Below are 12,864 nucleotides of genomic sequence, written 5' to 3'. Positions count from 1 at the left end.
CGCCGGTCATTGCCTTACTGCAGCCAGTCCTGTGGGTCCACGCGTGTTCCGTTGCGCAGCAGTTCCATGTGCAGGTGTGGACCGGTGGTACGCCCGGTGTTGCCGCTGCGGGCGATGGGATCGCCCCTGAGCACGCGCTGGCCTGGCTGCACCGCGAAGTCCTGCAGGTGTGCAAACAGCGATTGCCAGCCAGCGCCATGATCAATCACGACAACCGTGCCGTAGTTGGCGCCATCGGGATAGGCGTGCGTGGCGGCGATCACGGTGCCGTCGGCGGGGGCGAGCACGGCGGTGCCACGGCGCGCGGCGAAGTCGGTGCCGTGATGGGCGTTCTGGCGGAAGTCGGAGACGTGACCGAACACGCTGGTTACCCGCGCATTGGACAGTGGCATGAAGAATGACGGGGGTAGCGGCGTGGCTTCCACCAGGGTTACCGACGCGATGGGCAGTGGCAGTGTCAGTGACGTCGGTCCTGCCACCGCGGCGGCCTGTACGGTGGCCAGACCGACTGTGCAGGCAGAGCCCAGTGCGAACATCAACAGGATGCTGATGATGCCTGGGCGGCGACCACCATCACCCTGCAGCATGTGCTGCAAGCGCACCTGATGGCCGCCGAAATCGCGATGGGTGAGGGCGCTGGCCGGCTGCACTGCCGTCGCGCAGCGAAGTGTCTGGACATAAGCGTGGGCCAACAGGCGGCCGTCGTTTGCAGCACCACCTTCGGCCAGTGCACGTGCATCGCATTGCAGCTCGGCGGCCAGTTGCATGCGCGCGGCAATGCGTCGAACGAAGGGATTGAACCAGTACATTGCACCAACAAGCCGCATCAGCGCTGCGCGCTGGGGATCACGGCGCTGCAGGTGGGCCGCCTCATGGCCGATGACCAGGCGAAGCGTACGATCCGGCAGGGTCAGGCTGGCCGTGGGCAGGATGATCTGCGGCCGCGGCATGCACAGGGCGAACGGCGTACCGCTACCTTCTACAGTACGCACCGCGATGCCTTCCTGCCGCAGCCCCTGCACGGCGTGGCGCGATTGCGGGCCAGGCAACTGCACTGTCTGCAGCGCATGGCTGCCGCGCAGCAGGACCCACAACCGGCGGCTGGCCAACGCCCAGCGAACGAGGGCCAGCATGGCCCCTGCGATATAGACGGTCAGCAGCAGTGGCGTCAGCCAGGCCATCAATGGTTCGGTCGCCGCGAGCGCAGGCAGTTGCACGGGCAGCAGTACGCCGGTGCCGCTGTCCAGCGCAACAGGCAATGCGCTGGCCAGCTCCTGCAACGGTGTCGCCTTCACCGGCAGCAACAGTGCAAGCAAGGGGGGCAGCACAGCACACAACCATGCCCCCAGCCAAAAGCGCGCCGACGCGTGCGAAAGCCTGAGCAGTCGCTGCAAAAACTGCGCGCCGTACCAGACCAGGCCGGCCCCCAGCAGGCTCGCAGCGAGGCTGATCATCCACGGGGCGGTTGATGACAGGCTCATGGCTGGTCCTCGTCATCCTCGAGCAGCAGCGCCTGCAGTTGCTCGATTTCCTTGTCGCTCAGCAGGCGGCTTTCGGCGAACGCCTGGGTCGGCAGCGGCCCGTCGATCTCCAGCACGCGGCGGGCGAAGTCGGCACTGAGTGCGGCCAGCGTGGCTACCTTGCCGGCCCTTGCGGTGTATACATTCAGACCGTGCTGGCTGCCTTCTTTCACCAGGCCCTTGTCGACCATTCGTTCCAGCGTCTTGCGCGTGGACGAATACGACCAATCCAGCGTGGCCGCCGCCGCGTTGTGCAGTTCGCGTGCGCTGCAGGGGCCGTCGCGCCACAGGCACTTCAACAACTCCAGTTCGGCGTTGGAAGGTGTCGGAATGCGGGGCATGGCCAGACCTGTGCATTTGAACGATGTCGCAAGTGTGCGACATGTGTCGCATGTCGCGCAAGAGGGGGTATCGAGGCAGCGCGCAAGCGCTGAAGTCAGTCGGTCACCATCCGGTCGATGGCGCACAACGGGGTTTCATCGGGGCGCAGGGTCAGCACGCGCACACCGGTACGGGTCACGGCCACGGTGTGCTCGAACTGCGCCGACAGCTTGCCGTCGCGGGTGTACACCGGCCATTCGTCGGGCTGCTGGCGGATCGCAGGCTTGCCCTGGTTGAGCATCGGCTCGATGGTGAACACCATGCCTTCCTGCAGTTCCATGCCGGTGCCGGCATGGCCGTAGTGCAGGATCTGTGGCTCCTCGTGCATTTCCTGGCCGATACCGTGGCCGCAGTATTCCTTGACCACGCTGTAGCCGTGGCTGCGGGCATGGCGGGCGATGGCGTGGCCGATATCGCCCAGGCGCGCGCCGGGCCGCACAGCGGCGATGCCCTCCCACATGGCCTGGTAGGTCACCTGCACCAGCTTGCGCGCGGCGTAGTCGACTTCACCCACCAGGTACGTGGTGCTGGAATCGGCGATGTAGCCGTGCTTCTCCAGCGTGATGTCGAGGTTGACGATCTGGCCATTGCGCAGCACATCGTCGGTCGACGGCATGCCGTGGCAGATGACGTTGTCGATCGAGGCATTGAGCACGTACGGGAAACCGTACTGCCCTTTGCTGGCGGGCCGTGCCTGCAGGTCATCGACGATCATGCGTTCGACGATGTCGTTGATCTCCAGCGTGCTGCGGCCCTGCAGCGGCAGCGCGTCAAGCATCGCGAAGACCTGCGCTAGCAGTCGTCCGGACTCGGCCAGGCGGTCGATCTCGTCGGGGCGCTTGATCATGGCCATCGGCTCAGGCCCGCCCGGGCGCAAGCAGCTGCGGCTGCACGCCGGCGGCGCGCAGTTCGCTGGCGACGACGTCCTGGAAGCTCAGGGTCGGGTTCATCTCGCACAGCATGCCGACCCGGATCCAGAACGTGGCCTGGGCATTGATCGAGCGGTTGGAGACGGTGCAGGCACGGCGCAGCTGGTCGTGCAGGGTGTCATCGATGTTGACGATGCCCATGGGAGTTCTCGACAGGGAATATACGAAGCGTATACGAAACGTATATTACCCCTCAAGCCCGTGGCATTCAGCCAGCATCCGTGGCGAAGCGCAGGCGGTTGCCGTCCGGATCGACGATCAGCATTTCGCGGCTTCCCCAGTCCGTATCGTGTGGCGGCTGCTCGATGGATACCCCCGCAGCGCTGAATGCACGATGCAGGGCATCGACGTCGTTGACGATGAAATACACCGCGCCGCCCACTTCGCAGTCACCGGTGTGTTCGGTCAGGAAGATCGTCTGGCCCTCGCGAGTGAGCTGGGCGAACAGCGGGAAGCCGGGTTCGAAGCGGTGCTCCCAGTCGACGAGGAAACCCAGGCCCTGCACGTAGAACGGCAGGCTGGTATCGGCATGGCGCATGCGCAGCTGCGGGATGACGGTCTGGGGCATGACGGCGGCTCCGGGGGCGGTAACCCAGTGTAGAGCCGAGCCATGCTCGGCTATCGCCTTTTGTAGGGTCGAGCCATGTTCGACTCAGGGGACCGCGAACAGAAGCCGAGCATGGCTCGGCTCTACAGAAAAAAGGCACTCAGCAGGCGGTCGGCACTGCGGCCATCGCCGCCAGCAGTTCGCGGTTCACCTGCTGGTGCTGCTGCTGCCATGTCGGCAGATCATCGGCGCTGATGTCGGGCTGCCCATCCAGCGACGACAACCAGCGCTTGAAACGGCTCTGGTAGTTGGGCAGTGAAACCTCGCCGGTGATGTCGCTGCCCACCAGTCCACCGGTACGCAGCGCCTCGATCACCATCAGCGCATGTTCAAGCTGGAAGCGGCCCTGGTCCCAGTTGCTGCGTGCTACCTCTTCAGCGAACACGTCCTTGTCGATCGAAAGATAGGTGGGCCGCGGCGCCTGCGCCTGTTCGGCGGCGAACGCGGCAACCAGTGCCTCGGGATGTTCGAAGCGGCGGAAGGCACCTGCCATGCCCATGCGGCTGGCCCAGCCCACATCCACATCCATGCACCAGTAGGTCAGCCGCCGTCCCAGCAAGGGCCGCCAGTGGTTCTCCCACGCGTGGCCCACGCCGATATCGGTGGAGGTGATGCCCAGCACGTGCACATGCGATACCTGCGGCAGCGCAGCGGCGGCATTCACCCAGGAACCGCAGTGCATGCCGAAGGGAAAGCGCATGTTGTCCGGATGGTTGTCCAGCACCACCAGCTGGAACGGGGCATGCGTGTGCAGGCGCTGCAGCAGTGGCAGGCTGAGATGGTGGAAGTCGCCGCTGCCGAGCATCACCGTGCCGAGTTGTGCCGGCAACGGCAACAGAACGTCATTGGCGAAGCGCGACAGCGTGGTGTTGCGGCAGGCAAAACGCAGCGGGTCATGCCAGTGCTGCAGAGCGAGCGTGCGTGCCTGCGGCAACGGCAGTACGCCACCATCGAGGTCGAGGATCAGCGGGGGACGCAGCTGCATCGGTCAACCCCCTCCATCCGGCTCAGCCTGCAGGTGCGGGGCCAGCCTGCGCAGGGCGGCGCGCAGCAGCGGCGAACGCGCATGCACCGCATGCACAGTGGAAGTGAAGCGGGCACCCAGTTCGGCCTTGATGCGGGAATCGGTCCAGCCGGCGACGTAGTGGCTGAGGCCGTGTTGCATCGCGTACTCCAGGTTGTGCATCCAGCTGACCGAGTACAGGTTGTGGTCGCGCGACTGCGGATAGGACAGGCCGATGTACTTGTCCACCAGCTTGCCGACGTGCACGTAGCACAGGTTCCAGCCGATCAGCTCGCCGTTGTGGCGGTAGAGGAACAAGCGCCCCTGACCGTGCGTGTCTGCCAGCAGGTGCTGGAAGAAGGGCAGGTCGAGCTGGTCGAAATGCACGGCGCTTTGTGCATACACCTGCAGGTACAGCGCGTGCAGTTCGGCCTGCAGCCGTGGCTCGGCAAGGGCGGGGTCGCCGGTAGCGATGCAGTCGATCTGCAGGTGGGCACGCGAGCGCAGCTTGCGCCGGATGTTCTTGCGCCGCGCCGTGGACAGGCGCGCCAGGTAGGTGTCGATGCAATCGAAATCGATCGCCACCCATGCCAGTGGCATGCCTTCCAGCTGGATGAAGCCGCGTTCCAGCAGCGCCTGCAGGAACGCCTGGCTGTGTGCGTTGGCGGCGTCGTCCAGCAAGGGGGAATCGATCGCCAGATCCTTGACCACCAGCAGCCGGCTGTCACCGACGCCGTGACGCAGCACGTCGTCGGCCAGTGCAGCCGCCGACACATGTGCCGGCAGCGGTGTGTACTCGGTGCTGGTGGCGCCGATGAACCGCGTCTGCCAGGTCAGCCACGGCCGCCACAGGCGCGACAGCGGCAGCGCCAGCAGGCGCGAGCGCAGTGCATCGTCCAGGGTCGTGGTCAGATCCAGCGGCGCACGGAAGCTTGGCAGGCCACTGGGCAGGCGGCTGGCATCGAAGCCCAGGGGCGGGTGGGCCAGGAATCCCTCCAGCAGCGCGGCCGGTTCCAGTGCGGTGCTGGAAACACGCGGGATCATGTCCATGCGGGGCACGGGAACCGGCAGCGCATTGCAGGTCAGCCCTTGGCCTTGGTCAGCAGCTGGTCCAGCAGGGTGATCGCCAGATCGATCTCTTCGTAGGTGATGTTCAACGAAGGCGCGAAGGTGATCACGTTCTTGTACCAGCCACCGACATCGAGCACGAGGCCCATGCGCTTGCCGTCGTGCAGCAGGTCGCCGGCCAGGCCGATGTCGACCATGCGGTCCAGCAGCTCACGGTTCGGAGTGAAGCCATCGGCGGCGCAGATTTCCGCACGCAGGGCCAGGCCGAGGCCATCGACATCGCCGATTTCCGGATGGCGCTTCTGCAGGCCGCGCAGGCCGTCGAGGAAATAGGCGCCCTTTTCCGGCACGGTGCGCTCGTAGTCCATCTCCTTGCCCAGCTTCAGCACTTCCAGGCCCAGGCGCGTACCCAGCGGATTGGAGTTGAAGGTGGAGTGGGTGGAGCCCGGCGGGAACACGGTCGGGTTGATCAGCTCTTCGCGCGCCCACAGGCCCGACAACGGGTTGAGGCCGTTGGTCAGCGCCTTGCCGAACACCAGCACGTCCGGAGTGACATCGAAGTGCTCGATGGCCCACAGCTTGCCAGTGCGCCAGAAGCCCATCTGGATTTCATCGACGACCATCAGGATGCCGTACTTGTCCAGCACGCGCTTGAGGCCCTTGAAGAAGTTGCGCGGCGGAATGACATAGCCGCCGGTGCCCTGGATCGGCTCGACATAGAACGCGGCGTACTCGGCCTGGCCGACCTTGGGATCCCACACGCCGTTGTACTCACTTTCGAACAGGCGCTCGAACTGGTGCACGCAGTGGTCGGAGTATTCGTCCGGGGTCATGCCCTTCGGGCGACGGAACGGATACGGGAACGGGATGAACATCGCGCGTTCGCCGAAGTGGCCGTAACGACGGCGGTAGCGGTAGCTGGATGTGATCGACGAGGCGCCGAGGGTGCGGCCGTGGTAGCCGCCTTCAAACGCGAACATCAGGCTCTTGCCGTTGCGCGCGTTGCGGACGATCTTCAGCGAATCCTCGACCGCCTGCGCACCACCGACGTTGAAGTGCACGCGGCCGTCGAGACCGAACTTCTCGTGCATGTCCACCGCGATGGTCTTGGCCAACTGCACGCGCGTGGGGTGCAGGTACTGGCTGGCGACCTGCGGCAGGGTGTCGATCTGGTCCTTCAGCGCATTGTTCAGGCGCTGGTTGGCGTAACCGAAGTTGCACGCCGAGTACCACATCTGCAGATCGAGGTAGGGGGTGCCGGCGGCATCGAACATGTAGCTGCCTTCGCAGCGCTGGAAGATCTTCGGCGGATCGACGTAGTGCACGGTGTCGCCGAAGGAGCTGTAGCGGGCTTCGTCTGCCAGCAACTGCGCATCGGTGATGGCGGCATCGGCGTTCTTGTCAAAAATATTCATCGGTTCGGTTCCGGAGAGGGCATTCGAAGGAAGCAACGGGCGGAGCGATCAGGCGGTGGCGAGCAGCCGCGGAAGCGAGGGCTGAAGCAGGCTGCCGTCGAGCAGGCGCGGCAGCAGCGCAGTAGCGTCGTGGAAGGTGTCGATGGCGGCGTGGGGAATGCCGGCGTCGGTGCAATGGGCAATCAGGCGACGCTTGGCGAATACGAAATCGGCGTGTTCGGACACGCAAAAATCCGAGGCGCCATCACCGATCATCAGCACGCGGGGCGCTTCGTCAGCACGCGCCTGCGCCGCACAGGTGCACTTGCAGGTGCCGCTGCGGCAGCCTTCGGCCTGATACGGGGATTCCAGCTGCCAATGGCCGTCACACCAGCGCAGGTGGTTGGCCACTACAGGCAGCGGCGGCAGGCCATGGTTGGCGAGGATGCGATGGATCGCGTAGTCCAGCCCGTCGCTGACGATGCGCAGCGGCAGGCCCAACGCGTGTGCGCGATTGACGAAGGCGGCGAAGCCCGGATCGATTCGTACCTGGTCCAGGTGTGCATCGAGTGTGGCCGGATCCAGCATCAGCAGGCGGACCTGGCCCTGCATGCATTCACGCGAGCCGATCTCACCTGAACGCCACTGATCTTCCAGCTGCTGCCAACCGGGCTGGCCGAATTTTTCCAACAGTGAATCGATGACGTCCTCGAGGCTGATGGTGCCATCGAAGTCACACAGGATGCTCCATTGCATGGGCAGCTCCGTCGATGAAGAGAGGCCTTGGCACGATGCCGGCGACGGGGCCAATGTAGGCAGGCCGTCTTTCTCGTTCCTTTCCGCCTGAAAGCTCGAATGGAGGCGCTCGGGAAGCGTTCAGCCAGTGACGCGGAGCAGGCCTCGCCTGGCTTCAGCGACTACTGGCGCGCCAGTACCTTCACGATCTCGCGGGTGTCTTCATGGCTCAGCCAGGGGCTGTTGCCCACGGTCAGGCAGCGGGCGGCGAAGTCGCGGGCATTGGGTACATCCGCGTCTGCGACGACGCCTCGCAGATAGGCGTAGTCCGGCAGGGCATGGATGAACATGCGGCTGACACCCAGGCCGCGCTGCCACAGCGCGGACAGTGCTTTGTCACGTGCACGTTCGCTGGGCAGCAGCAGCATCAGCATCGGCCAGGTGCCCTGGGTGCCTGGCATTCCGTCCACCACTTCAACGGCAGGCAGCGACTCCAGCTGCACGCGCAGCTGCAGCGCACGCAGGCGGGCTGCCTGTAGGAAATCGGGCAGGCGCTGCGCTGCGCGTGCCCCGACGTTCTGCCGCCAGCGGCTGACGCGATGCTGCGGAATATTCAACGGAAAAACATCACCCACCGCAGCTTCCAGGTCGCCGCTGCGCAGGGCACGCCGCAGCGGGTTTCCATACACCAGCGACAGCAGGGAAGGGCGGTAGCAGGCTGCCAGGCCCAACAGCTGCAGGCTGCGGGTCAGCTCCCAGCGCAGGCTGAAGGGCGTGTGTCCTGCGGCCTGCTCGATCATTGCCGTACGCAGTACTTCGTCATGCGTCAGCAGCAGTCCGCCCTCATGCAGGCTCAGGCCTTTGCCGGCGGCCAGGCTGAAGAAACCGATGTCGCCGCGCAGGCCGACGCTGTTGCCGGCCACGCGTGCCCCCAGTGCCTGCGCAGCGTCCTCGATCACCCATGCACCGACGCGGTGCGCGATCGCACATGCGCGATCGACATCGGCGATGCGCCCGCCCAGGTGCGTGGGAATGATCGCCAACGTGCGTGCATCGGCTGCGGCGTGCAGTGCTACCGGGTCGAAATCGAAGTGGTCGCGGCGGGTATCGCACAGCTGTATGCGCAGGCCGAGGCTGTGCACGGCAATCGGCACCAGTGGGCAGGTATAGGCCGGCAGGATCACCGTATCGCGGTGCGGCGCGCGCCTGCGCAGGGTGCGCAGGGCGATCAGCAGGGCGTGGGTGCCCGAGCAGGTCAGCTGCAGTGGCGGCGTGCCCAGCTGCTCGGCGAGAATCGCGCACAGGTCACCGCCACCGGGAAGGAAATCGCCGGCCTGCAGTGGCAGACCGGCGGTGGGCGGCAACTCGCGCGACAGCAGGCTCACGGGGATGGTTCAGTTGCAGCGTGCGGATCATCCGCTTCGGCACGACCCAGGCAGATGATGCCGGCCACGATCAGTACCGCACCGATCAGGTGATGCAGCGTCAACGGTTCGTGCAGCAGCCACGCCGACAGCAGCAGCACACTGATCACTTCCAGGTGCGAGGCGGCGAACGCAGGGCCGATCGGCGCGTGCCGCAGCAGGCTCATCCAGGTGAAGAACGCGCCGACGTAACCGAGCATCGCGCCGTACACCCAGGGCTGCGACAGCACGCGCAGCAGCCACGCGGTGTTGGCCTCGACCGGCAGCGCGGCGTCGCCGGCATACTTGAAGCACAACTGGGCCAGGGTGTCGAAGGCCATCAGCAGCGGGAAGCCGACCAGGTACAACCGCCTCATGTTCCGGCTCCGACCACGGCAACACCGGCACTGACCAGCAGCATGCCGGTCACCCGCAACGGCGTCAGCCGCTCGCGGAACAGGAGGCGGCCGGCAACCATCAACGCGACGATGTTGATCGAGCCGAGCAGTACGCCCTGCGACAACGGTACCAGCGACAGGAAGGCGATCCAGGCGACGAATTCAAGCACGTAGCAGGCGATGCCCAGCCACAGCCAGGGACGGCCGAACATGTGTTTCCAGCGCTGCAGGCCTTCGCCGTCCTGCGGGTCGCTGGCGGCAGCCTTGAAGGCCAGCTGGCCGCCGGTGTCGAGCACCACGTTGACCAGCCACAGCAGGGTGGCAAGCGATCCCATCTCAGGCGACCGCCTGCAGCACGCCCACACGTTCGCCGATGGCGCTGAAGAAGCGCGCGCTGCGGCGGATCACCTCGCGTCGTTCGCGATCGATGGTGATCATGTGGTAGCTGTCTTCCAGCACCACCAGTTCGGTCGGTCCGCTGACGCGCGAGATCACCAGCTCGGCATTGCCCATGCTGGCCACGTCGTCCTCGCGGGCGTGCATCACCAGGCACGGTGCCGTGACCTGGTGCAGGTGACGGCGGGTCCAGGTGCTCAGTGCACGCATTTCGGCCAACGCATGCCACGGATTGCCCGGCAGGCCGGCAGCGGCACTGTCACCGGACAGCATGGCGGCGCTTACCTGCGCGCGCAGGCGCTCGTCGCGCAGGCCATACGGCGGCTCTTCCATGAACATGCGGTCGCGGCCGATGCCCAGGCGTTTGAACCACGGCAGCAGGAACGAGAAGCGCGCAACCGCCGGAATGTTCCAGCCGTCGTAGCGGAAGGTGGCACCGTACACGCCCACGCCGGAGACCCAGTCCGGCCGGCGCGCGGCCAGTGCCAGCGCCAGCACCGCACCCATCGACAGCCCGCCGACGAACAACTGGTCGACCTTGCCGCGCAGGTTCGCCGCCGCATCTTCCACGCTCTGGTACCACTGTTCCCAGCGGGTCTGCAGCAGGTCCTCGACGCTGCCGCAGTGGCCCGGCAGCTGCACACCGTGCACGCTGAAGCCTGCGTTGTTCAGGCCTTTGCCCAGCATGCGCATCTCGGCCGGCGTGCCGGTCAGGCCATGGATCAGCAGGACACCCTGCGGGCCACCGGGAAGAAAGAACTCATGGGATGCGGACACCAGTCGGCTCCAGCGCGGCAGTCGGGAAGGTCAGCATCGCAAGCGCGATTTTCGGCAACCTTTCAACGGCCCGGCTGGATCAAGGGCCCTTCAGCAACGGTATGGTGATGGATACCTTCAGGCCGCCACCGGGACGGTTGAGGTAACCCAGGCGCCCGCCCAGATGCTCGACGGCCTCATGGGCGATGGCCAGGCCGAGGCCGGTGCCGCTGGCGGCAGTGCCGGGCGCGCGGAAGAAACGTTCCCCCAACCGCGACATCACGTCCTCGGGTACGCCCGGGCCGTTGTCTTCGACGTACAGCTCGACGTCGTTGTCGTCCAGGGTCTGCACGCCCACCGTGACGGTCGCATCCGTACCGGCGTAGCGCAGGGCGTTGTCGATCAGATTGTCCAGCGCCTCGTGCAGCAGCGCGCCGTTGCCCAGGATACGCACGCGCTGCTGCGGACCCAGGTAGCCCAGGTCGATGCGGTCGCGGATTGCTTCAGGCACGCGCATGCCCACCCATTGCGGCACCAGCTCGGACAGGTCCAACGCCTCCACCGTCTCCGGCACGGTCTGGGCACGGCTCAACGCCAGCAGCTGGGTGCTGACGCGGGCGGTTCGCTGGTTGAGCCGGCGGATATTCTGCAGCGCTTCGCGCACGGTCTCAGGATCGCCGTGGGCCAGTGCCTGGTCCACGTGCAGTGCCATGCCCGCCAACGGCGAGCGCAACTGGTGCGCGGCATCGGCAATGAAGCGGTTCTGCAGCGTGATCATTTCCGCCTGCCGCGCGAACAGGCCATCGATGGTGCTGATCAGGGGCTGGATTTCCTCGGGGACGTCGGCGTCGGAAATCGGTGCCAGCTCGCCGCGGCGCTGGGCCAGGCGCGAGGTCAGCGGGGTCAGGATACGCAGGCCGTGGGTAACGCCGAACCAGACCAGTGCCGCCATTCCCAGGGCCAGCATGGCCATCAGTGGAATGACGATCATCAGGATCTCGCGTGCACGCTGGCGGCGGTCGGCCATGCTTTCGGCCACGGTCACCGCCAGCTGGTCCTGCGGATCGTTCATCGCCTGGGTGCAGACCGTCGACATGCGCACCTGCTGGCCGTTCAATTCACCTTCGTACAGCGCCGGGTGCGTGCCGCTGCAGTCCTGCGACGGTGCATAGGCGCTGAAATCGGCGTTGCCGGCGATGGTGCCCAGGCGGCTGCTGTCGACGTTGAAGTAGCGATGACCATCGGGGTCGTACTCGATGAGAAAGCGTGCCTGCGGGGAGAGGTCGCTGCTGACCGGCATGGTGCTGAGCATCTGCGCGAACGACACGGTGTCGTCGGTCAAGTTGCGGTCGTGGATGCGGTTGGAGTAGTCCAGCGCCACGTAGTACGCCAGCAGCGTGTTGAAGGTCAGCAGGCCCAGCATCGGCAGCGCCAGGAAGGCGAGCAGACGCCGTCGCAGGCTGGGCGGTCCGCTGATCACGGGCTGGCGTCTTCCAGCATGTAGCCCAGCCCGCGCACCGTGCGGATGCCCATGCCGCCCGGCTGCAGCTTGCGGCGCAGGCGGTGCAGGGCGATGTCCAGGCCATTGTCGGTCAGGTCCTGGCCCCAGTCGCACAGGGCCTCCACCAGCTGCGCACGGGACACGATGCGCTCGGCACGCACCGCCAGGGCGGACAGCAGGCCGAATTCGCGCGCGGTCAGCTCCAGCGTCTGCTCGTCTATCCACACCCGGTGCCCGGTCAGGTCCAGGCGCAGCCGGCCGATGCGCAGGTCGGGATTGCCGTTGCTGGTGACCCGGCGCAGCTGCGCGCGCACGCGTGCTTCGAATTCGTCCAGCGCAAAGGGTTTGACCAAGTAGTCGTCGGCCCCCAGGTCGAGCACGCGCACGCGCTCGGCCAGGCCATCGCGTGCGGTGACCACCAGCACGGCCAGGCCATCACCGCGCTGGCGCAGCCGTTGCAGCACGTCACGGCCATCCAGCTGGGGCAGGCCAAGATCCAGCACCAGCAGTGCGTACTGGGTGGAATTCAGAGCGGCATCGGCATGCGCGCCGTTGTCCACGTGGTCGACCACGTGGCCCTGGCGGCGCATCGAGGCGCACAGGCCGGAGGCGATGTCGGGGTCGTCTTCTGCGATGAGAACGCGCATGCGCGGGGCTCCTGGGGGCGGATGGGCCGCCCGCTGGACAGGGCGGGCCTCTCGGCTGCCGAGGGTAGCGGCAAACCGGGTGCAGGTGGCGGGCGTGGGGTGCCTGGGCCGGCCCGGCGCTGGCCC

15 protein-coding genes are annotated in these 12,864 nt (G+C 66.2%); all 15 read right to left on the bottom strand.

Annotation, left to right across the window (positions count from 1 at the left end):
- Positions 1–14: 14 nt before the first annotated feature.
- Positions 15–1,481 (bottom strand): M23/M56 family metallopeptidase, encoded by a 1,467-nt coding sequence (locus QOL57_RS04540; RefSeq protein ID WP_089239685.1) that lies wholly within the window; start codon positions 1,479–1,481, stop codon positions 15–17.
- Positions 1,478–1,861 (bottom strand): BlaI/MecI/CopY family transcriptional regulator, encoded by a 384-nt coding sequence (locus QOL57_RS04535; RefSeq protein WP_089239687.1) that lies wholly within the window; start codon positions 1,859–1,861, stop codon positions 1,478–1,480. The genes QOL57_RS04540 and QOL57_RS04535 overlap by 4 nt, the downstream gene beginning before the upstream one ends.
- A 95-nt stretch (positions 1,862–1,956) precedes the next feature.
- Positions 1,957–2,748 carry a type I methionyl aminopeptidase gene (gene map / locus QOL57_RS04530; protein WP_089241234.1) on the bottom strand — a complete coding sequence of 264 codons (792 nt, stop codon included), beginning with the start codon at positions 2,746–2,748 and terminating at the stop codon, positions 1,957–1,959.
- 10 nt (positions 2,749–2,758) lie between these two features.
- Positions 2,759–2,971 (bottom strand): ParD-like family protein, encoded by a 213-nt coding sequence (locus tag QOL57_RS04525; RefSeq protein ID WP_025873788.1) that lies wholly within the window; start codon positions 2,969–2,971, stop codon positions 2,759–2,761.
- Positions 2,972–3,038: 67 nt separating this feature from the next.
- A complete protein-coding gene (locus tag QOL57_RS04520; protein ID WP_089239689.1) occupies positions 3,039–3,398 on the bottom strand; it encodes a VOC family protein in 360 nt (119 codons plus the stop codon).
- A gap of 139 nt (positions 3,399–3,537) precedes the next feature.
- Entirely contained in the window at positions 3,538–4,422 is an 885-nt protein-coding gene (locus QOL57_RS04515) for an arginase family protein (protein ID WP_089239690.1), read from the bottom strand.
- Between the two features lie 3 nt (positions 4,423–4,425).
- A complete protein-coding gene (locus QOL57_RS04510) occupies positions 4,426–5,490 on the bottom strand; it encodes a GNAT family N-acetyltransferase (RefSeq protein ID WP_089239692.1) in 1,065 nt (354 codons plus the stop codon).
- Between the two features lie 32 nt (positions 5,491–5,522).
- On the bottom strand, positions 5,523–6,923 hold the full coding sequence (locus QOL57_RS04505; RefSeq protein WP_089239694.1) for an aminotransferase class III-fold pyridoxal phosphate-dependent enzyme: 1,401 nt from the start codon (positions 6,921–6,923) through the stop codon (positions 5,523–5,525).
- A 48-nt stretch (positions 6,924–6,971) separates the two neighbouring features.
- Positions 6,972–7,658 carry an MtnX-like HAD-IB family phosphatase gene (locus tag QOL57_RS04500; protein ID WP_089239696.1) on the bottom strand — a complete coding sequence of 229 codons (687 nt, stop codon included), beginning with the start codon at positions 7,656–7,658 and terminating at the stop codon, positions 6,972–6,974.
- A 161-nt stretch (positions 7,659–7,819) separates the two neighbouring features.
- Positions 7,820–9,022 (bottom strand): DegT/DnrJ/EryC1/StrS family aminotransferase, encoded by a 1,203-nt coding sequence (locus tag QOL57_RS04495; RefSeq protein WP_089239698.1) that lies wholly within the window; start codon positions 9,020–9,022, stop codon positions 7,820–7,822.
- Positions 9,019–9,417 (bottom strand): DMT family transporter, encoded by a 399-nt coding sequence (locus QOL57_RS04490; protein ID WP_089239700.1) that lies wholly within the window; start codon positions 9,415–9,417, stop codon positions 9,019–9,021. The genes QOL57_RS04495 and QOL57_RS04490 overlap by 4 nt, the downstream gene beginning before the upstream one ends.
- Complete coding sequence (locus tag QOL57_RS04485; RefSeq protein ID WP_089239702.1) at positions 9,414–9,773, bottom strand: EamA family transporter; 360 nt, start codon at positions 9,771–9,773, stop codon at positions 9,414–9,416. Before QOL57_RS04485 ends, QOL57_RS04490 begins: the two co-directional genes overlap by 4 nt.
- A gap of 1 nt (position 9,774) precedes the next feature.
- A complete protein-coding gene (locus QOL57_RS04480) occupies positions 9,775–10,611 on the bottom strand; it encodes an alpha/beta fold hydrolase (RefSeq protein ID WP_089239703.1) in 837 nt (278 codons plus the stop codon).
- A 79-nt stretch (positions 10,612–10,690) separates the two neighbouring features.
- Positions 10,691–12,070, bottom strand: coding sequence for a sensor histidine kinase (locus QOL57_RS04475; RefSeq protein WP_089239705.1), 1,380 nt, complete (start codon positions 12,068–12,070; stop codon positions 10,691–10,693).
- Positions 12,067–12,738: a response regulator gene (locus QOL57_RS04470; protein WP_089239707.1), complete on the bottom strand. Its 672-nt coding sequence runs from the start codon at positions 12,736–12,738 to the stop codon at positions 12,067–12,069. Before QOL57_RS04470 ends, QOL57_RS04475 begins: the two co-directional genes overlap by 4 nt.
- Positions 12,739–12,864: the final 126 nt, after the last annotated feature.

The organism is Stenotrophomonas sp. yr243, from assembly GCF_900184195.1.
GTDB classification, from domain to species: Bacteria; Pseudomonadota; Gammaproteobacteria; order Xanthomonadales; family Xanthomonadaceae; genus Stenotrophomonas; species Stenotrophomonas lactitubi.
This window is presented reverse-complemented; position numbering and strand designations above follow the sequence as displayed.